The sequence below is a fragment of the Parasphingorhabdus sp. genome (genome assembly GCF_036964565.1).
GTDB lineage: Bacteria > Pseudomonadota > Alphaproteobacteria > Sphingomonadales > Sphingomonadaceae > Parasphingorhabdus.
The window spans coordinates 135,435-151,123 of sequence record NZ_JBALTN010000008.1; the positions used below are offsets into that span (position 1 = coordinate 135,435).

At 57.3% G+C, this 15,689-nt stretch carries 25 protein-coding genes and 1 pseudogene; all 26 read right to left on the reverse strand.

The features are described from left to right. Window positions 1-131: 131 nt before the first annotated feature. The 26 genes and pseudogenes from rplO to V7650_RS12885 all read right to left on the reverse strand — a co-directional run bounded on the left by rplO (window position 132) and on the right by V7650_RS12885 (window position 15,470). On the reverse strand, window positions 132-686 hold the full coding sequence (gene rplO / locus V7650_RS12760; RefSeq protein ID WP_335656628.1) for a 50S ribosomal protein L15: 555 nt from the start codon (window positions 684-686) through the stop codon (window positions 132-134). Window positions 687-731: 45 nt separating this feature from the next. After that, entirely contained in the window at window positions 732-911 is a 180-nt protein-coding gene (gene rpmD, locus V7650_RS12765; protein ID WP_335656629.1) for a 50S ribosomal protein L30, read from the reverse strand. Window positions 912-916: 5 nt separating this feature from the next. Continuing rightward, on the reverse strand, window positions 917-1,702 hold the full coding sequence (rpsE, locus tag V7650_RS12770) for a 30S ribosomal protein S5 (protein WP_335656630.1): 786 nt from the start codon (window positions 1,700-1,702) through the stop codon (window positions 917-919). A gap of 1 nt (window position 1,703) precedes the next feature. Further along, complete coding sequence (gene rplR, locus V7650_RS12775) at window positions 1,704-2,057, reverse strand: 50S ribosomal protein L18 (RefSeq protein ID WP_335656631.1); 354 nt, start codon at window positions 2,055-2,057, stop codon at window positions 1,704-1,706. Window positions 2,058-2,060: 3 nt separating this feature from the next. Next, window positions 2,061-2,594 carry a 50S ribosomal protein L6 gene (gene rplF, locus V7650_RS12780; RefSeq protein WP_335656632.1) on the reverse strand — a complete coding sequence of 178 codons (534 nt, stop codon included), beginning with the start codon at window positions 2,592-2,594 and terminating at the stop codon, window positions 2,061-2,063. A gap of 2 nt (window positions 2,595-2,596) precedes the next feature. After that, on the reverse strand, window positions 2,597-2,992 hold the full coding sequence (gene rpsH, locus V7650_RS12785) for a 30S ribosomal protein S8 (protein ID WP_323801234.1): 396 nt from the start codon (window positions 2,990-2,992) through the stop codon (window positions 2,597-2,599). Window positions 2,993-3,004: 12 nt separating this feature from the next. Beyond that, entirely contained in the window at window positions 3,005-3,310 is a 306-nt protein-coding gene (gene rpsN, locus V7650_RS12790) for a 30S ribosomal protein S14 (protein ID WP_067198343.1), read from the reverse strand. A gap of 37 nt (window positions 3,311-3,347) precedes the next feature. Further along, a complete protein-coding gene (gene rplE / locus V7650_RS12795; RefSeq protein WP_335656633.1) occupies window positions 3,348-3,935 on the reverse strand; it encodes a 50S ribosomal protein L5 in 588 nt (195 codons plus the stop codon). Continuing rightward, window positions 3,928-4,251, reverse strand: coding sequence for a 50S ribosomal protein L24 (gene rplX / locus V7650_RS12800; protein ID WP_335656634.1), 324 nt, complete (start codon window positions 4,249-4,251; stop codon window positions 3,928-3,930). The genes rplE and rplX overlap by 8 nt, the downstream gene beginning before the upstream one ends. A 2-nt stretch (window positions 4,252-4,253) precedes the next feature. After that, window positions 4,254-4,622, reverse strand: coding sequence for a 50S ribosomal protein L14 (gene rplN / locus V7650_RS12805; RefSeq protein WP_335656635.1), 369 nt, complete (start codon window positions 4,620-4,622; stop codon window positions 4,254-4,256). 179 nt (window positions 4,623-4,801) lie between these two features. After that, window positions 4,802-5,053 (reverse strand): annotated as a pseudogene (gene rpsQ, locus V7650_RS12810) (30S ribosomal protein S17); the annotation flags it as partial. Window positions 5,054-5,062: 9 nt separating this feature from the next. Beyond that, window positions 5,063-5,278, reverse strand: a complete 216-nt coding sequence (rpmC, locus tag V7650_RS12815; protein ID WP_335656636.1) for a 50S ribosomal protein L29 — start codon at window positions 5,276-5,278, stop codon at window positions 5,063-5,065. A gap of 5 nt (window positions 5,279-5,283) precedes the next feature. Beyond that, window positions 5,284-5,715, reverse strand: coding sequence for a 50S ribosomal protein L16 (gene rplP, locus V7650_RS12820; RefSeq protein ID WP_176280101.1), 432 nt, complete (start codon window positions 5,713-5,715; stop codon window positions 5,284-5,286). Between the two features lie 24 nt (window positions 5,716-5,739). Next, entirely contained in the window at window positions 5,740-6,441 is a 702-nt protein-coding gene (rpsC, locus tag V7650_RS12825) for a 30S ribosomal protein S3 (RefSeq protein ID WP_335656637.1), read from the reverse strand. A 2-nt stretch (window positions 6,442-6,443) separates the two neighbouring features. Next, entirely contained in the window at window positions 6,444-6,827 is a 384-nt protein-coding gene (gene rplV, locus V7650_RS12830) for a 50S ribosomal protein L22 (protein ID WP_100092384.1), read from the reverse strand. Further along, window positions 6,827-7,102: a 30S ribosomal protein S19 gene (rpsS, locus tag V7650_RS12835; RefSeq protein WP_335656638.1), complete on the reverse strand. Its 276-nt coding sequence runs from the start codon at window positions 7,100-7,102 to the stop codon at window positions 6,827-6,829. Before rpsS ends, rplV begins: the two co-directional genes overlap by 1 nt. Before the next feature lie 2 nt (window positions 7,103-7,104). After that, window positions 7,105-7,941 carry a 50S ribosomal protein L2 gene (rplB, locus tag V7650_RS12840; RefSeq protein WP_335656639.1) on the reverse strand — a complete coding sequence of 279 codons (837 nt, stop codon included), beginning with the start codon at window positions 7,939-7,941 and terminating at the stop codon, window positions 7,105-7,107. Window positions 7,942-7,947: 6 nt separating this feature from the next. Next, window positions 7,948-8,256, reverse strand: a complete 309-nt coding sequence (locus V7650_RS12845; protein WP_067198324.1) for a 50S ribosomal protein L23 — start codon at window positions 8,254-8,256, stop codon at window positions 7,948-7,950. Then, window positions 8,249-8,875, reverse strand: a complete 627-nt coding sequence (rplD, locus tag V7650_RS12850) for a 50S ribosomal protein L4 (RefSeq protein WP_335656640.1) — start codon at window positions 8,873-8,875, stop codon at window positions 8,249-8,251. Before rplD ends, V7650_RS12845 begins: the two co-directional genes overlap by 8 nt. A 3-nt stretch (window positions 8,876-8,878) precedes the next feature. Beyond that, the gene (gene rplC / locus V7650_RS12855) at window positions 8,879-9,730 is read right to left on the reverse strand and encodes a 50S ribosomal protein L3 (RefSeq protein ID WP_335656641.1); all 852 of its coding nucleotides are present in this window, start codon (window positions 9,728-9,730) and stop codon (window positions 8,879-8,881) included. 194 nt (window positions 9,731-9,924) lie between these two features. Continuing rightward, window positions 9,925-10,236, reverse strand: coding sequence for a 30S ribosomal protein S10 (gene rpsJ, locus V7650_RS12860; RefSeq protein WP_066744965.1), 312 nt, complete (start codon window positions 10,234-10,236; stop codon window positions 9,925-9,927). Between the two features lie 121 nt (window positions 10,237-10,357). Next, window positions 10,358-11,548, reverse strand: coding sequence for an elongation factor Tu (gene tuf / locus V7650_RS12865; protein ID WP_335656642.1), 1,191 nt, complete (start codon window positions 11,546-11,548; stop codon window positions 10,358-10,360). Window positions 11,549-11,700: 152 nt separating this feature from the next. Then, on the reverse strand, window positions 11,701-13,794 hold the full coding sequence (gene fusA / locus V7650_RS12870) for an elongation factor G (protein ID WP_335656643.1): 2,094 nt from the start codon (window positions 13,792-13,794) through the stop codon (window positions 11,701-11,703). Between the two features lie 185 nt (window positions 13,795-13,979). Beyond that, window positions 13,980-14,450, reverse strand: coding sequence for a 30S ribosomal protein S7 (rpsG, locus tag V7650_RS12875; protein ID WP_100092391.1), 471 nt, complete (start codon window positions 14,448-14,450; stop codon window positions 13,980-13,982). Between the two features lie 22 nt (window positions 14,451-14,472). After that, a complete protein-coding gene (gene rpsL / locus V7650_RS12880) occupies window positions 14,473-14,844 on the reverse strand; it encodes a 30S ribosomal protein S12 (protein ID WP_067198316.1) in 372 nt (123 codons plus the stop codon). A 233-nt stretch (window positions 14,845-15,077) separates the two neighbouring features. Continuing rightward, window positions 15,078-15,470 carry a host attachment family protein gene (locus tag V7650_RS12885; protein ID WP_335656644.1) on the reverse strand — a complete coding sequence of 131 codons (393 nt, stop codon included), beginning with the start codon at window positions 15,468-15,470 and terminating at the stop codon, window positions 15,078-15,080. Between the last annotated feature and the right edge of the window lie 219 nt (window positions 15,471-15,689).

Consider the following 15,689-nt stretch of genomic DNA (forward strand, 5'->3'; position numbering starts at 1 on the left):
TTGCTATCTGTTGCAATCTCCGGAGATGAATACCCGCGTTTGCGGGTATGCAACCCGCCCCATATCGGATGTTAGCGCATCAAAAACAAGGGGCCAGAAAAAGAGGCGCTAAAACTAGCGCCCCTTGAAGATCAATCTTTGTTTTTCGCCTTGTTAGCGGCTTTTTTCTCGCGCGCGGGCTTGGAAGGCACTGCCTTTTTCTCACCCTTGGGACGGCGTTCGCCACCCGCAGGAAGGATTTCGACCTTGCCGCCAGCTTTCTCGACCGCAGCAACGGCAGCCTTGGACGCTCCGGCAACGGCGATCGTGATTTTCGCGGTCAGTTCGCCTTTGGCGAGCAACCGTACGCCATCCTTGCCGCCACGGGCCAGGCCAGCGGCTTTCAGCGTGGCATGGTCGATCGTGCCCTTGGCGTCGAGGCTCTTGCTGTCGATGAACTTCTGGATCATGCCCAGGTTCACTTCTGCATAGTCGGTGCCGAACGGGTTGTTGAACCCGCGCTTCGGGAGACGCATGTGGAGCGGCATCTGGCCGCCTTCAAAACCGTTGATCGAGACACCGGAACGGGATTTCTGGCCCTTCTGGCCACGTCCGCCGGTCTTGCCCTTGCCCGAGCCAATGCCCCGGCCAACGCGCATGCGCGACTTGCGCGCGCCTTCATTGTCTCTAAGTTCGTTGAGTTTCATGTCGTGTACTCGCTTTCGCTTTTATTCGCACGGAGGTGTCGGGTGTTACCCTTCGACAACCTCCACCAGATGATGGACTTTACGGATCATGCCGCGGACTTCTGCAGTGTCTTCCAGTTCGGAAACACGGTGCATCTTGTTGAGACCGAGACCGATCAGCGTCTTGCGCTGAACTTCCGGACGCCGGATCGGCGAACCGATCTGCTTGATTTTCACTTTGGCCATCAAAATTACTCCGTAACTGCTGCGGCGTCTGCTGCCACTTCAGCAGCCGAACCGCCAGCACGCGCAAGCAGGTCGGTCACTTTCTTGCCGCGCCGCTGCGAAACAGCTTTCGGGCTCGACTGATCTGCCAGTGCGGCAAAGGTTGCGCGGATCATGTTGTAAGGATTGGCGGTGCCGTTGGATTTGGTCACAACGTCGGAAACGCCAAGGCTTTCAAACACGGCGCGCATCGGGCCGCCGGCGATGATGCCGGTACCGGCCGGTGCCGAACGGACGGTCACGTTGCCGGCGCCAAACTGGCCAGTGCCATCATGGTGCAGGGTCCGGCCATCGCGCAGAGGCACGCGAACCATTGATTTCTTAGCAGCCGCAGTTGCCTTGGTAATGGCTTCCGGAACTTCGCGGGCCTTGCCCTTGCCGAAACCGGCGCGGCCCTTGCCGTCGCCTACCACAACCAGTGCAGCAAAACCGAAGCGCTTGCCGCCCTTGACGGTCTTGGAAACGCGATTGATGTGAACCAGTTTCTCGATCAGCTCTTCGCCGCCGTCATTGTTGCCACGACCGCCACGACCGCCACCGCGATTATCACGGCCTCCGCCACGATTGTCACGACCGCCACCGCCGCCACCGCGGTTGTCACGACCACCGGCACCGCCACGGTTTCCACCGCGCGACTGACGCTCTGGACCGCCGGTTTTCGCTTCGGGTGCTACCGCTGCTTCCGGCTGATTGCCTTCGCCAGTGGTACCCGGCTGCGCCGCGCCTTCTGGTGTTGTGTTCTCATCAGCCATATTAAAACTCCAATCCGCCTTCACGTGCAGCGTCGGCCAGGGCCTTCACACGTCCGTGAAACAGGAACCCGCCACGGTCAAAAATTACTTCCTTAACGCCAGCCTTCTTGGCCGCTTCGGCAACGCGCTTGCCGACGTCGGCAGCAGCCTTGCTGTCAGCACCGGTCTTGACGGTGGACGCCTTGTCGATGGTCGAAGCGGAAGCCAGCGTTTTGCCCTCGGCATCGTCGATAACCTGGGCATAGATATGCCGGCTCGTGCGATGCACGGACAAACGAGGCTTTGAGAGCCCGCGCTTGCGCAATTTGCTGCGTACGCGTTGCTGGCGCCGTTTGAACTGAGAAATATTCGCCATGGCTTATTTCTTCTTCCCTTCTTTGCGGAAAATATATTCGCCGCGATATTTGATACCCTTGCCCTTGTACGGTTCGGGCTTGCGCCAGCGCCGGATTTCGGCAGCGACCTGACCCACCTGCTGTTTGTCCATGCCGGTGATTTCGATCGTTGTCTGGTCGGGGGTCTTGATTTCGATGCCGTCCGGAACCGCAAAGTTCACGTCGTGGCTGTAACCGAGTTGCAGGTTGAGGTTCTTGCCCTGCGCTGCCGCACGATAACCAACGCCGTTGATCTCCAGTACCTTGGTAAAGCCGGTAGTTACACCGTCAACCAGGTTCTGTACCAGAGTCCGCTGCATACCCCAGAACGCGCGCGCGGTCTTCGACTTGTTTGCCGGCTTTACCAGCAATCCGCCGTCGTTCAACTCGTAGGTCAGATCATCGACCATCGGGGTCGAAAGCTCGCCCTTCGGGCCTTTGACCTTGACCAGGCCATCTTCCATCACGGCGGTGACGCCGTCCGGAATAGCCACTGATTTTTTACCAATACGGGACATGATTAGAATACCTCAGCCAGTACTTCGCCGCCGACCTTCGCCTGACGCGCTTCCGCGTCAGACAGAACACCTTGTGGCGTAGATACGATTGTAATGCCCAGGCCATTGCGCACCCGCGGCAGATCTTCCGATCCGCTGTAGACACGGCGACCAGGCTTCGAAACACGGGCCACGTGGCGAATTGCCGGCTGACCTTCAAAATATTTCAGTTCAATCCGCAGACCGGGGTGCTTGTTGACCTCTTCTTCGGAAAAGCCGCGAATATAACCTTCGCGCTGCAACACTTCGAGGACGGCACCACGCAGTTTGGACGCAGGCGTTACGACGCTGTCTTTGCGTGCCTGTTGTCCGTTGCGGATACGGGTGAGCATGTCACCCAAGGGATCGGTAAAAGCCATATTATCTCTCCCTTACCAGCTTGATTTCGTGACGCCGGGAATCAGGCCTTTGTTGGCCATGTCTCTCAGCTCGATGCGGCACAGGCGGAACTTGCGGTAATAGCCGCGCGGACGTCCTGTGGTTTCACAGCGGTTGCGCACGCGGGTTGGATTTGCGTTGCGCGGAATTTCCGCCATCTTCAGGCGCGCCATCAGACGTTCGGTCTCGTCGAGAGACTGATCCGATGCCATTGCCTTCAGTTTCGCATAGCGGCCGGCGTATTTCTTCACCATCCGCTTGCGTTTTTCGTTTCTGTTAATGGAACTCAGTTTCGCCATGACTTAAGTTCTCGTCCTTCCGTATAATGAAGCGCGCTTACGCGGCTTCTTTTTCTTCCGATTGTTCCTCTTTGGGGAACGGGAAACCGAACAGGGCCAGAAGCGCGCGGGCTTCTTCGTCTGTTTTTGCTGTTGTCGTCACGATCACGTCCATGCCGCGTACCACGTCGATGTTGTCATACGCGATTTCGGGGAAAATGATCTGCTCTTTCAAGCCCATGGCGAAATTGCCACGGCCGTCAAAGCTTTTCGGGTTCAGACCCCTGAAATCCCGGATACGGGGCATCGCGACCGTCACCAGACGATCGATGAATTCGTACATCCGTTCGCGGCGCAGGTTCACCTTGCAGCCAATCGGCATGCCTTCCCGCAGCTTGAACGTCGCGATCGAGTTCTTCGCCTTGGTGATGACTGGCTTCTGACCGGCAATCAATTCCATTTCAGCCGCGGCAGTCGTGACCTTCTTCTTGTCCTGGCTGCCTTCGCCCACACCCATGTTGATCGTGACCATCGTAATACGTGGCACTTCCATATGGTTGGAATAGTTGAACTTCTCCTGCATCGCCTTGACGATTTCCTCGTCATACTTGGTGCGCATGCGCGGGATATATTTTTTGTCAGCCATCGACTTTCTCCCCGGATTTTACAGCGATACGCTGCATCTTTCCGTCTTCTGTCTTTTCGAAACGGACGCGCGTAGGCTTGCCGTCTTTCGGATCTGCCAGAGCCACCTTGCTGATGTGCAGCGCCGCTTCCCGACGTTCCAGGCCACCCTGCGGGTTTGCCTGGGTCGGCTTGCGATGGCGAATGGCAATATTGACACCGGAAACGATGCACTTGCCTTCTTTCGGCATCACTTTGCTGACTTCGCCCGACTTGCCCTTGTCCTTGCCGGACAGGATCACGACGGTGTCGCCTTTTTTGATCTTTGCGTTGGCCATGATTAGATTACCTCCGGCGCAAGGCTGATGATTTTCATATGCTTCTTGGCACGCAGTTCGCGAACGACGGGGCCAAAGATACGGGTGCCAATAGGCTCCTGGTTGTTGTTGACCAGAACCGCAGCGTTGCTGTCGAACCGGATGACCGATCCGTCCTTGCGGCGGATGTCCTTCTTGGTGCGCACGATCACCGCCCGGTGAACGTCGCCCTTCTTGACCTTGCCGCGCGGTGCTGCTTCCTTGATCGACACGACAATGATGTCGCCGACGCCGGCAAAGCGACGCTTCGAGCCGCCCAGCACCTTGATGCACTGCACGCGTTTGGCGCCGCTATTGTCAGCGACATCCAGGTTCGATTGCATCTGGATCATGGATCCAATTCCTTCTTCATAAACCCGGCGAACCGGGCGTTTCCTATCTCGTCACCCCGAAAAACCGGGGCAGTCCAATCTTATTCGCCTGCTGGCGCCGCTTCGGCTGCCGGCTTCTCGGGCGCCTTGACCTTTTCGTCCTTCGGATCGCCTGCCGTAATCTCGCTGACGGTCGGTGTCGCAACACCGGCTGCTGCGCCAACCCGCTCCAGAACCTTCCAGGTCTTCAACTTGGAAATCGGACGGGTTTCTTCGATGCGGACGGTTTCGCCGAGACTGATCTCGTTGTTTTCGTCATGCGCATGATATTTTTTCGAGCGCCGGATGATCTTTCCGTAAAGCGGATGCTTCACCTTGCGTTCGACATTGACGACAACGGTCTTGTCGCCCTTGTCTGACACGACCGTGCCGGTGAGAATACGTTTTGGCATATCGGTTCCTTACGCCTTTTCTGCAACGGCGGCTTTCGCACGCTCGTTCTGCAGGGTTTTGATTTTTGCTATCGTACGGCGCACTTCGCGTATCCGACTTGGCTTTTCGAGCTGGTTGGTCGCAGACTGGAAGCGCAGGTTAAATGCCTCGCGCTTCAGTTCGCCCAGTTCCGTGTCGAGCTGATCGTCGGTCTTGGTCCGCATATCTTCTGTCTTGATGCTCATCTCGCTTAACCTTCCAGATGTGACGTATCGCCGAGGCGGGCCACAACCTTTGTCTTGATCGGGAGCTTCATCGCTGCCCGCTCGAACGCAACCGCTGCAATCGGTCCGGGAACGCCGTCCAGTTCGAACAGGATCCGGCCTGGCTTTACCCGGGCAGCCCAATATTCAACCGAGCCCTTGCCCTTACCCTGACGCACTTCGGCAGGCTTCTTGGACACAGGCACATCCGGGAAAATCCGGATCCACAACCGGCCCTGACGCTTGATGTGACGCGTGATCGCACGGCGAGCCGCCTCGATCTGACGCGCGGTAATCCGGTCCGGTTCCATGGCTTTCAGGCCGTAGCTGCCGAAGTTCAGCGTGGCGCCACCAGGGGCCTTGCCCTTGATCCGGCCTTTGAAAGCCTTGCGGAATTTATGTTTCTTGGGTTGCAGCATGATGCTCTACCTATTCCTCAAAAATCAACGTTGATGCTGCGGACGGACGCCGGAAGTCTGTGCTTCCACCATCAACCGATCCTGAGCCATCGGGTCGTGACCCAATATCTCGCCTTTGAAAATCCAGACCTTGATACCGATGATGCCGTAAGCGGTCAGCGCTTCATATTCGGCATAGTCGATATTGGCGCGCAGCGTATGAAGCGGCACGCGGCCTTCGCGATACCATTCAACGCGCGCGATTTCCGCGCCACCCAAACGGCCACCGCAGACAATCTTGATGCCCTCGGCGCCAAGCCGCAGTGCCGACTGCACGGCGCGCTTCATGGCACGACGGAAGGCAACGCGGCGGATCAGCTGGTCGCCAATGCCCTGTGCCACGAGCTGTGCATCGACTTCCGGCTTGCGGATTTCGACGATGTTCAGCGAAACGTCACCGGAGGACATGTCGCTCAGCTGGCGGCGCAGCTTTTCAATGTCCGCGCCCTTCTTGCCGATGATGACGCCGGGGCGTGCAGCATAGATGGACACGCGGCAGGTCTTGGCCGGACGCTCGATCACAACCTTCGAGATCGCGGCCTGAGGCAGCGTCTTGATGATGAACTTGCGCATCTTGATGTCTTCCATCAAGAGGTCGCCGTAGTTGGAACCTTCCGCATACCAGCGAGAGTCCCAGGTCCGGTTGATCTGCAGGCGAAGCCCGATAGGATTGCTCTTTTGACCCATGGTTACGCCTCTTCCTCTTCATGCTCGCGCACAACGATGCGAACGCGGCTAAATGGCTTGATAATCTTGGCTGAACGGCCACGAGCACGCGCCTTCCAGCGCTTCATCGTGATCGACTTGCCGACGCTCGCTTCGTGAACGATCAGCGCGTCGACATCCAGATTGTGATTATTTTCCGCATTGGCGATTGCCGAAGCAAGCACCTTGCTGACATCCTTTGCCATCGATTTCTTCGAAAACGACAGGATGTTCAGCGCGTCTTCCGCCTTCTTGCCGCGAATGAGCTGCGCAACCAGGTTCAGCTTCTGGGCAGATCCACGAATGGAGTTGCCGACAGCCAAAGCTTCATTGTCGCCCACACGGCGGGGTGATGATGCCTTACCCATTATTTCTTGCCTTTTTTGTCAGCGCCGTGGCCATAATAGTTGCGCGTGGGCGCGAACTCGCCAAGCTTGTGACCGACCATGTCCTCATTCACGGAAACCGGAATGAATTTCTGACCGTTATATACGCTGAAGGTCAAGCCGACGAAATCAGGCAATACGGTAGAACGCCGCGACCAGGTCTTGATCGGTGCACGCGCACTGTTTTCCTGCGCGGTCTGCGCTTTTTTCAGCAGGTGGAGGTCAACAAAAGGACCTTTTTTGATGGAACGAGCCATGCTTACCTCTTCTTCTTCGCGTGACGCGACCGGATGATCATCTTGTCAGTCGATTTGTTGCTACGGGTACGGGCACCCTTGGTTGGCTTGCCCCATGGCGTCACAGGATGACGACCACCGGAGGTCCGGCCTTCACCACCACCATGCGGGTGATCGACCGGGTTCTTTGCAACACCGCGGGTGAGAGGACGACGTCCCTTCCAGCGGGTACGGCCAGCCTTGCCGAAATTCTGGTTCGAATTGTCCGGGTTGGAAACCGCGCCAACGGTCGCCATGCAGTCGGAACGCAGGTAACGCTGCTCGCCGCTCTTCAGGCGAACAATCACCATGCCGCGGTCACGACCAACGATCTGGACATAGGCACCGGCGGAGCGAGCGATCTGGCCGCCCTTGCCTGGCTTCATTTCGACATTGTGAACAATCGTGCCGACCGGCATCTGCGACAGGAGCATCGCGTTGCCAGGCTTCACGTCGGTCTTGTGACCGGCAACCACGCTGTCGCCAACGTCGAGACGCTGCGGCGCAATGATATAGGCCAGTTCGCCGTCTTCATATTTGATCAGGGCGATAAAGGCGGTGCGGTTCGGGTCATATTCGAGCCGCTCAACCGTCGCAGTCATGTCCCATTTGCGCCGCTTGAAATCGACGAGACGATATTTCTGCTTGTGACCGCCGGCGATGCCGCGCGAAGTCACATGACCCTTGTTGTTCCGTCCACCGGTCTTGTTCTTGCCTTCGACAAGCTTCTTGACGGGCTTGCCTTTCCACAGGCCGCTCTTGTCGACCAGGATAAGACCACGCCGGGCGGGGCTTGTCGGTTTATAGGATTTTAATGCCATGTGCCCTTAAACTCCCGTGGTGATGTCAATGGTCTGGCCTTCGGCCAAAGTGACAACAGCCTTCTTGATGTCATTGCGGGTGTAGGGGCGACCCTTCCACTTCTTGGTCTTGCCCTTTTGCACCAGCGTGTTGACGTTCTTGACTTTGACATCAAACAACGCCTCGATGGCGGCCTTGATCTGCGGCTTGGTTGCAGTGTTCGCTACTTTGAACACGACAGCATTATGCTCGCTGAGCAAGGTCGACTTTTCGGTGATGTGCGGACCGACAATCACGTCATAATGACGGATATCGACAGCTTCTTTTTTAGCCATTGAAGCGCGCCTCCAGCTTTTCAACCGCTGCGCGCGTCAGCACCAGGGTTTCATGGTTCAGAATGTCGTAAACATTGGCACCAGCAGCTGGCATCACGTTTACGAGCGGAATGTTGTTCGACGCCTTCGAGAAAGCATCGTTGATAACATCGCCGTCCATGATCAGGGCCGTTCTGCCGAAGCCGAGCTTTCCGATCTGTGCCAGGAGAGCCTGTGTCTTGGCTTCCTTGATATCGATATTTTCAAGCACGATCAGCTTGTCGTTCTTGACCTTGTCGCTCAGCGCCATTTTCAGACCGAGAGCGCGGACCTTCTTGTTCAGCGAAGGATTGAAGTCGCGCTTGCGAGCACCATGAGCCTTACCACCACCGATGAAGATAGGAGCGCGGCGATCGCCATGACGAGCGGTACCGCCGCCCTTCTGGTTGCCGAACTTCTTGCCGGTACGGGCGACGTCTGCACGCTCGCGGGTCGGGCGGGCCGTTCCGCGGGCTTTTTCACGCTGCCAGTTGACGACACGGTGAAGAATATCTGCACGCGCTTCGATTCCGAAAACGTCATCGTTCAATTCGATGTCGCCCTTGGCTTTTGCGTCGAGGGTTATCACTTTCAATTTCATGGCTTAGCCCTCCTTCCCTGCATCATCTGCCGCATCGGATTTCTCTTCTGCCGGCGCTGCTGCAGGAGCCTCGGCTGCCGCCGCTATTTCTGCATCGGTCGGACCGACGGGCGCTTCGATCACTGCATCCGCTTCGATCATGCCAGCCGGTGCATCTTCGCTTGCCGTTTCATCCGCATTGCGGCGCAGAGCGCCCGGGAATGGAACGCCTTCGGGAAGCGCAACCTTTACGGCATCCTTTACCAGAAGCCAGCCACCCTTCGATCCCGGAACGCTGCCGCGCACGAAGATCAGGCCACGAGCGGCGTCGGTACGGACGATTTCCAGATTCTGCTGGGTGCGGTTTTTCGCGCCCATGTGTCCGGCCATCTTCTTGCCCTTGAACACCTTGCCCGGATCCTGGTTCTGACCAGTCGAGCCGTGTGCACGGTGAGAGATGGATACACCATGGGTTGCGCGCATGCCGCCGAAACCCCAGCGCTTCATCGCACCGGCAAAGCCCTTACCCTGGGTTACGCCCTGGATATCGACCATCTGGCCGGCAATGAAATGATCAGCAGTAACGGTGGCACCGATGGGGAGCAAAGCATCTTCGCTATCAACCCGGAATTCGGCAACCCGCGCCTTCGGCTCGACTTCTGCCTTGGCAAAAGCTTCGCGCTGCGGCTTGTTTACATTTTTCGCTTTGCGGGGACCAGCGCCGAGCTGGACGGCAAAATAGCCATCACGCTCTTGGTTACGCGCGCCGACAACCTGACATTCTTCCAGGGAAAGAACGGTAACCGGCACATGCCGTCCGTCTTCCTGAAACAAGCGGGTCATCCCCATTTTCTTCGCGATCACGCCTGTACGCACGATCAATCTCCTTCACAGAGGCCGAACGAACCATTTCGTCCGGCTTGCCAACCCAAATTGTCATGCATCACCCCGTCCGGGCTGTATTGTTCCGAAAATTACGGAACGAGACGGAGGACGCTGCCCGGTTAAAACCGGCGGTATCCTGTCGCTTGTCTAATCCCCGCCTGGGCGGGCATCGTGGATCAATCGGCTCAGGCCAGCTTGATCTCGACATTCACACCGGCAGCAAGGTCAAGCTTCATCAAAGCATCGACCGTCTGCGGCGTTGGCTGCACGATATCGAGCAGCCTTTTGTAGGTCCGGACCTCGAACTGCTCGCGGGACTTCTTGTCCACGTGCGGTCCACGGTTCACGGTGAATTTTTCTATGTGCGTTGGCAAAGGTATCGGTCCACGGATGAGCGCGCCAGTGCGGCGTGCAGTGTCAGCGATATCGCCGGTTGCCTGATCCAGAACCCGATGGTCGAATGCCTTCAAGCGGATGCGAATATTCTGCGTTTCCATGTACCTGTTACCAATGTCAAAGAGCCAAAAATAAACCGCCCCGATTTTCTGTCGAAAAGGCCGGAGCGGCGAAAAAACTGGCTGCCCGAATCACCGATCCGGGCAGCGAGGCGTTCCTATATTACTTTGTTACGTTGCTGACAACCCCTGATCCAACGGTACGTCCACCTTCGCGAATAGCGAAGCGGAGACCCGGATCCATGGCGATTGGCGCAATCAGCTTGACGCCGATCGTAACGTTGTCACCTGGCATAACCATTTCCGTGCCTTCTGGAAGGATCACTTCGCCGGTCACGTCGGTTGTGCGGAAGTAGAACTGCGGACGATAGTTGGCGAAGAAAGGCGTATGACGGCCACCTTCGTCTTTCGACAGCACGTAAACTTCAGCCGAGAACTCGGTGTGCGGGGTGATCGAACCTGGCTTGCAGAGAACCTGGCCACGTTCAACCGAATCCCGGTCAACGCCGCGGATCAGCGCGCCGATGTTGTCGCCAGCCTGACCGGAGTCGAGTAGCTTGCGGAACATTTCGACGCCGGTAACGGTGGTCTTCGTGGTATCCTTGATACCGACGATTTCGCACTCGTCGCCAACATTGACGATGCCGCTTTCAACACGACCGGTAACAACCGTACCGCGACCCGAAATCGAGAACACGTCTTCGATTGGCATCAGGAATGGCAGATCGACTGGGCGTTCTGGCTGAGGAATGGCTTCGTCGACAGCTTTCATCAGTTCAAGGATCTTTTCCTTGCCGATGTTGTCGTCGCGGCCTTCGAGCGCAGCCAGGGCAGAACCGGATACGATTGGAATATTGTCGCCGTCAAAATCATAGGAAGACAGCAGCTCGCGGATTTCCATTTCAACCAGCTCAAGCAGTTCTTCGTCGTCGACCTGGTCAACCTTGTTCATGAAGACAACCAGAGCAGGAACACCAACCTGACGGGCAAGCAGGATGTGCTCGCGGGTCTGTGGCATTGGGCCGTCAGCAGCGTTAACCACGAGAATGGCACCATCCATCTGAGCAGCACCAGTGATCATGTTCTTCACATAGTCAGCATGGCCTGGGCAATCGACGTGCGCATAGTGGCGTGCTTCGGTTTCATATTCAACGTGGGCCGTCGAAATGGTGATGCCGCGCTCGCGCTCTTCAGGCGCCTTGTCGATATTTGCAAAGTCCACGGCCTTGCCGCCAGTGGTTTCAGCAAGCACTTTGGTGATCGCCGCAGTCAACGTCGTTTTGCCGTGGTCAACATGACCGATGGTTCCGATGTTGCAGTGCGGCTTATTGCGCTCAAACTTCTCTTTAGCCATTTTATTTTACCTCTGATTTTCTATCAAATTGATAGTCTGCGCCGCGCTTTGGCGAGACTCTCTAATTCTGTCAACACCCTTTTGCCGGTCTGGGGGATTTCCCACCAGACCCGCGCAAAAGGAAAGCGCATTACCTCGGAAAGGAGTGGCGGTTAGGCCATTTTCTCCTTGATCTCTTCGGCCACGTTGCTTGGCACTTCTTCATAATGCGAAAATTGCATCGAATATTGTGCACGTCCCTGACTGAAGGAACGCAGTTCGTTCACGTAACCGAACATGTTGGCCAGCGGCACCATTGCGTTGACCGCCTGGGCGTTGCCACGTGTATCGGTACCCTGGATTTGACCACGGCGAGAGTTAAGATCGCCGATCACATCCCCAAGATAGTCTTCCGGTGTCACCACTTCAACTTTCATGATTGGTTCAAGCAGCTTGATGCCGGATTTCTGGGCCGCTTCGCGCATTGCGGCACGACCGGCGATTTCAAAGGCCAGCGCCGACGAGTCGACGTCATGATAGGCGCCGTCATAGACACGGATGTTGAAGTCGATGATCGGGAAGCCGATCAGCGAACCGGTCTCTGCGGTTTCGCGCATGCCCTTTTCCACCGACGGGATATATTCCTTCGGAATATTGCCGCCCTTGACTTCGTCTTCAAAGGTGATGCCCGCGCCACGCTCGCCCGGGGTGACTTCAAACTTGATCCGCGCAAACTGACCGGAACCGCCGGACTGCTTCTTATGCGTGTAATCGATATCGACGGCCTTGCCGAGCGATTCACGATAGGCCACCTGCGGCGCACCGACATTGGCTTCCACCTTGAATTCGCGCTTCATGCGGTCAACGAGAATGTCGAGGTGAAGCTCGCCCATGCCCTTGATGATCGTCTGGCCCGATTCGTGGTCGGTCGAAACCCGGAACGAAGGATCTTCGGCGGCCAGGCGATGCAGGGCAACGCCCATCTTTTCCTGGTCGGCCTTGGTCTTCGGTTCCACGCTCAGCTCGATAACCGGCTCGGGGAATTCCATCCGCTCGAGGATGATCGGCTTGTCGGGATCGCAAAGCGTGTCACCGGTGGTGGTGGTCTTCATGCCCGCCAGCGCGACGATGTCGCCAGCGAATGCCTCGTCAATGTCCTTACGGTCATTGGAGTGCATTTCCAGGATACGGCCGACTTTTTCCTTCTTGTCCTTGACCGAGTTCAGCAAGGTGCCCTTTTCCAGCTTGCCGGAATAGATCCGGCAGAAGGTCAAGGTGCCCACGAACGGATCGTTCATGACCTTGAAGGCGAGCGCCGAGAATGGCTCGTCATCGGACGATGGCCGGCTGTCTTCGGTTTCGCCGTCGAGCTTGACGCCCTTGATGGCAGGAACGTCGAGCGGGCTCGGCATATAGTCGACAACCGCGTCGAGCAGAGGCTGGACGCCCTTGTTCTTGAACGCGGAACCGCACAGCACGGGAACGAAGCTCTGGTTCAGCGTGCCCTTGCGGATCAGCGCCTTCAGCGTCGCGGCATCCGGCTCGTTGCCTTCCAGATATTGTTCCATGACGTCATCGTCCTGCTCGACGGCAAGCTCGATCAGCTTCTCGCGATACTCGGCCGCTTCGTCGACCATGTCCGCAGGAATCTCGCCATAGGTATATTCGGCACCCAGGTCTTCGTTCTTCCAGGTGATCGAACGCTGGTTGACCAGATCGACTAGGCCCGACAGGCTCGCTTCGATACCGATCGGCAGATACAGAACGGCAGGCGTAGCGCCCAGACGCTCGATGATCGACTGCACGCAAAATTTGAAATCCGCGCCGGTGCGGTCGAGCTTGTTGATGAAGCACATCCGCGGCACTTTATACTTGTCAGCCTGGCGCCACACGGTTTCGGACTGCGGCTCTACGCCGGCAACGCCATCGAAACAGGCAACCGCGCCATCGAGTACGCGCAGCGAACGTTCGACTTCGATGGTGAAGTCAACGTGGCCCGGGGTGTCGATGATGTTGATCCGGTGCTCGGGACCCTGGCGGTCGTCGGCATTCCAGAAACAGGTCGTCGCCGCCGAGGTGATCGTGATCCCGCGCTCTTGCTCCTGCTCCATCCAGTCCATCGTCGCCGCGCCGTCATGCACTTCGCCGATCTTGTAGGACTTGCCGGTGTAATAGAGGATACGTTCCGTGGTCGTGGTCTTACCGGCATCAATATGGGCCATGATGCCGATATTGCGATAATATTTGAGCGGATGGCTGCGTGCCATAGTCTGTACTCCGATATGTGGGGAACCAAATTCTGGCTGCCCTATAGTGAAATGGGCTGAACAATGCCAGCCCCGATTGGATCGAAATCTTGATCAAAAAGTCCGCTCGGACCGAGTCTGTCGAAGCGCCTGGCTGGGGGCGGATTGTCCTTCGACAGGCTCGGGACGAACGGTCTATACTGTAACTACCAGCGGTAGTGGGCGAACGCGCGGTTGGCTTCCGCCATCTTGTGCGCATCTTCCCGCTTCTTCACCGCATTGCCGCGATTGTTGGAAGCGTCGAGAATTTCACCCGACAGCCGCGCTGCCATCGTGGTTTCGCTGCGGCCGCGAGCGGCAGAGATCATCCAGCGGATCGCCAGGGCCTGCGCGCGTTCGGGACGCACCTCGACAGGAACCTGATAGGTCGCACCACCGACACGGCGGCTGCGCACTTCGATGCCCGGCTTGATATTGTTGAGCGCATCATGGAACAGCTGCAACGGATCCTTCTTCGCCTTGGCTTCAACGCTGTCAAAGGCACCGTAGACGATGCGCTCTGCGGTGGACTTCTTACCATCCATCATCAGGTTGTTCATGAATTTCGAAAGCACCAGATCCTTGAATTTCGGATCGGGCAGGATGACCCGCTTTTCGGGACGACGACGACGTGACATATCTTATAACTCCGAAACTGAATTATTTAGGACGCTTGGCGCCATATTTCGAGCGGCTCTGCTTGCGGTCCTTGACACCCTGGGTATCGAGAACGCCGCGCAGGACGTGGTAGCGCACACCGGGAAGGTCGCGCACACGGCCGCCGCGGATCAGCACAACGCTATGCTCCTGAAGGTTGTGGCCTTCACCGGGAATATAGCTGATGACCTCGCGCTGGTTGGTCAGGCGAACCTTGGCAACCTTGCGCAGTGCGGAGTTTGGTTTCTTTGGAGTCGTTGTATAGACACGGGTGCACACGCCGCGCTTCTGCGGGTTGGCTTCCATGGCTGGCACCTTGGACTTCGTCTTCTGGGGCACCCGCCCTTTACGGACGAGCTGGTTGATCGTTGGCATAAAGTCTTCACCTTATAGTAGATTAGTCCTGCAAAATGCAGGGGTTACTCTCACCGCCCAATATGGCGGCAAGTGTTTTGCCTATGTAAGTTTTCTGCGGCGTCGAGCGGAGCCCGATGGAGCGGAAGCGCGGCCCTTAGCGGGGATTCGCCGGCAGGTCAAGAGTTGGGGCGAGAGCTCCCCATCTCAGATATTGGCTTCCGGCTCTCTCGGCTCGGCATGACAGGCGGTGGTTAAGCCGCCAGCGACTTCTCGATATCCTCGACCGGGCTGTTGGTCAGCGTCTTCGCCTGCTCCAGCACGATCTTGTCGGTCACTTCCTGGTGCAGCAATGGCCGCATTTCGCCGAGCGTGTCGGGGTCGGCGACTAGGATCAGCCGTTCATACTTGCCCTTGTGCGCAAGATCATAAAGCTTCTCGGCGATGATCTTCGAGAAGGTCGCCTCCATGCTTTCGCGCGGCGACTGTTCGGACGGCGACTTGCCGGCAGGGCCCTGATCGGCGAGGTCGCCGGGCGTCCAGTCGCCGTCATGCTCCAGCGAGCCGCTCCGGATATAAAAGGTCTTCGCCTCCCGGCCCGTTGCGACAACAACAAATGTTTCTTCCGGAAAGTTCAGCGTACCCATGTATATCTCCTGTAATCGGTTCAATCGGGCAACGCCCGGCGGTGCGAAAGGTTGCCTGTTGCGGGGGTCAAGAGGCCAATCCGGTTTTCGTCATCCTGAGCCGAAGGCCACCGCAAGGTGGCTTGTTTCAGCATCCGTTGAGAGTTCGAACTGAGGGATGAGGTCCTGAAACAAGTTCAGGATGGCGATAGAGTCAAAGTCCCCCCTCCCCTCGCCCTC

Bases quoted from the DNA above. Each gene is read 5' to 3' on its own strand.
- rpsS (WP_335656638.1), bottom strand. From the start codon at position 7,102: ATGGCTCGTTCCATCAAAAAAGGTCCTTTTGTTGACCTCCACCTGCTG.
- rpsG (WP_100092391.1), bottom strand. From the start codon at position 14,450: ATGTCACGTCGTCGTCGTCCCGAAAAGCGGGTCATCCTGCCCGATCCG.
- rpsN (WP_067198343.1), bottom strand. From the start codon at position 3,310: ATGGCGAAACTGAGTTCCATTAACAGAAACGAAAAACGCAAGCGGATG.
- rpsJ (WP_066744965.1), bottom strand. From the start codon at position 10,236: ATGGAAACGCAGAATATTCGCATCCGCTTGAAGGCATTCGACCATCGG.
- rplV (WP_100092384.1), bottom strand. From the start codon at position 6,827: ATGGGTAAGGCATCATCACCCCGCCGTGTGGGCGACAATGAAGCTTTG.
- rpsL (WP_067198316.1), bottom strand. From the start codon at position 14,844: ATGCCAACGATCAACCAGCTCGTCCGTAAAGGGCGGGTGCCCCAGAAG.
- rplE (WP_335656633.1), bottom strand. From the start codon at position 3,935: ATGGCTGACAAAAAATATATCCCGCGCATGCGCACCAAGTATGACGAG.
- rpsH (WP_323801234.1), bottom strand. From the start codon at position 2,992: ATGGCTTTTACCGATCCCTTGGGTGACATGCTCACCCGTATCCGCAAC.
- rpsE (WP_335656630.1), bottom strand. From the start codon at position 1,702: ATGGCTGATGAGAACACAACACCAGAAGGCGCGGCGCAGCCGGGTACC.
- rplP (WP_176280101.1), bottom strand. From the start codon at position 5,715: ATGCTGCAACCCAAGAAACATAAATTCCGCAAGGCTTTCAAAGGCCGG.
- rplX (WP_335656634.1), bottom strand. From the start codon at position 4,251: ATGGCCAACGCAAAGATCAAAAAAGGCGACACCGTCGTGATCCTGTCC.
- rplF (WP_335656632.1), bottom strand. From the start codon at position 2,594: ATGTCCCGTATTGGTAAAAAATCAGTGGCTATTCCGGACGGCGTCACC.
- V7650_RS12845 (WP_067198324.1), bottom strand. From the start codon at position 8,256: ATGGCTAAAAAAGAAGCTGTCGATATCCGTCATTATGACGTGATTGTC.
- fusA (WP_335656643.1), bottom strand. From the start codon at position 13,794: ATGGCACGCAGCCATCCGCTCAAATATTATCGCAATATCGGCATCATG.
- rpmD (WP_335656629.1), bottom strand. From the start codon at position 911: ATGGCCAAAGTGAAAATCAAGCAGATCGGTTCGCCGATCCGGCGTCCG.
- V7650_RS12885 (WP_335656644.1), bottom strand. From the start codon at position 15,470: ATGGGTACGCTGAACTTTCCGGAAGAAACATTTGTTGTTGTCGCAACG.
- rpsC (WP_335656637.1), bottom strand. From the start codon at position 6,441: ATGGGTCAAAAGAGCAATCCTATCGGGCTTCGCCTGCAGATCAACCGG.
- rplO (WP_335656628.1), bottom strand. From the start codon at position 686: ATGAAACTCAACGAACTTAGAGACAATGAAGGCGCGCGCAAGTCGCGC.
- rpmC (WP_335656636.1), bottom strand. From the start codon at position 5,278: ATGAGCATCAAGACAGAAGATATGCGGACCAAGACCGACGATCAGCTC.
- rplR (WP_335656631.1), bottom strand. From the start codon at position 2,057: ATGGCGAATATTTCTCAGTTCAAACGGCGCCAGCAACGCGTACGCAGC.
- rplD (WP_335656640.1), bottom strand. From the start codon at position 8,875: ATGAAATTGAAAGTGATAACCCTCGACGCAAAAGCCAAGGGCGACATC.
- tuf (WP_335656642.1), bottom strand. From the start codon at position 11,548: ATGGCTAAAGAGAAGTTTGAGCGCAATAAGCCGCACTGCAACATCGGA.
- rplB (WP_335656639.1), bottom strand. From the start codon at position 7,941: ATGGCATTAAAATCCTATAAACCGACAAGCCCCGCCCGGCGTGGTCTT.
- rplN (WP_335656635.1), bottom strand. From the start codon at position 4,622: ATGATCCAGATGCAATCGAACCTGGATGTCGCTGACAATAGCGGCGCC.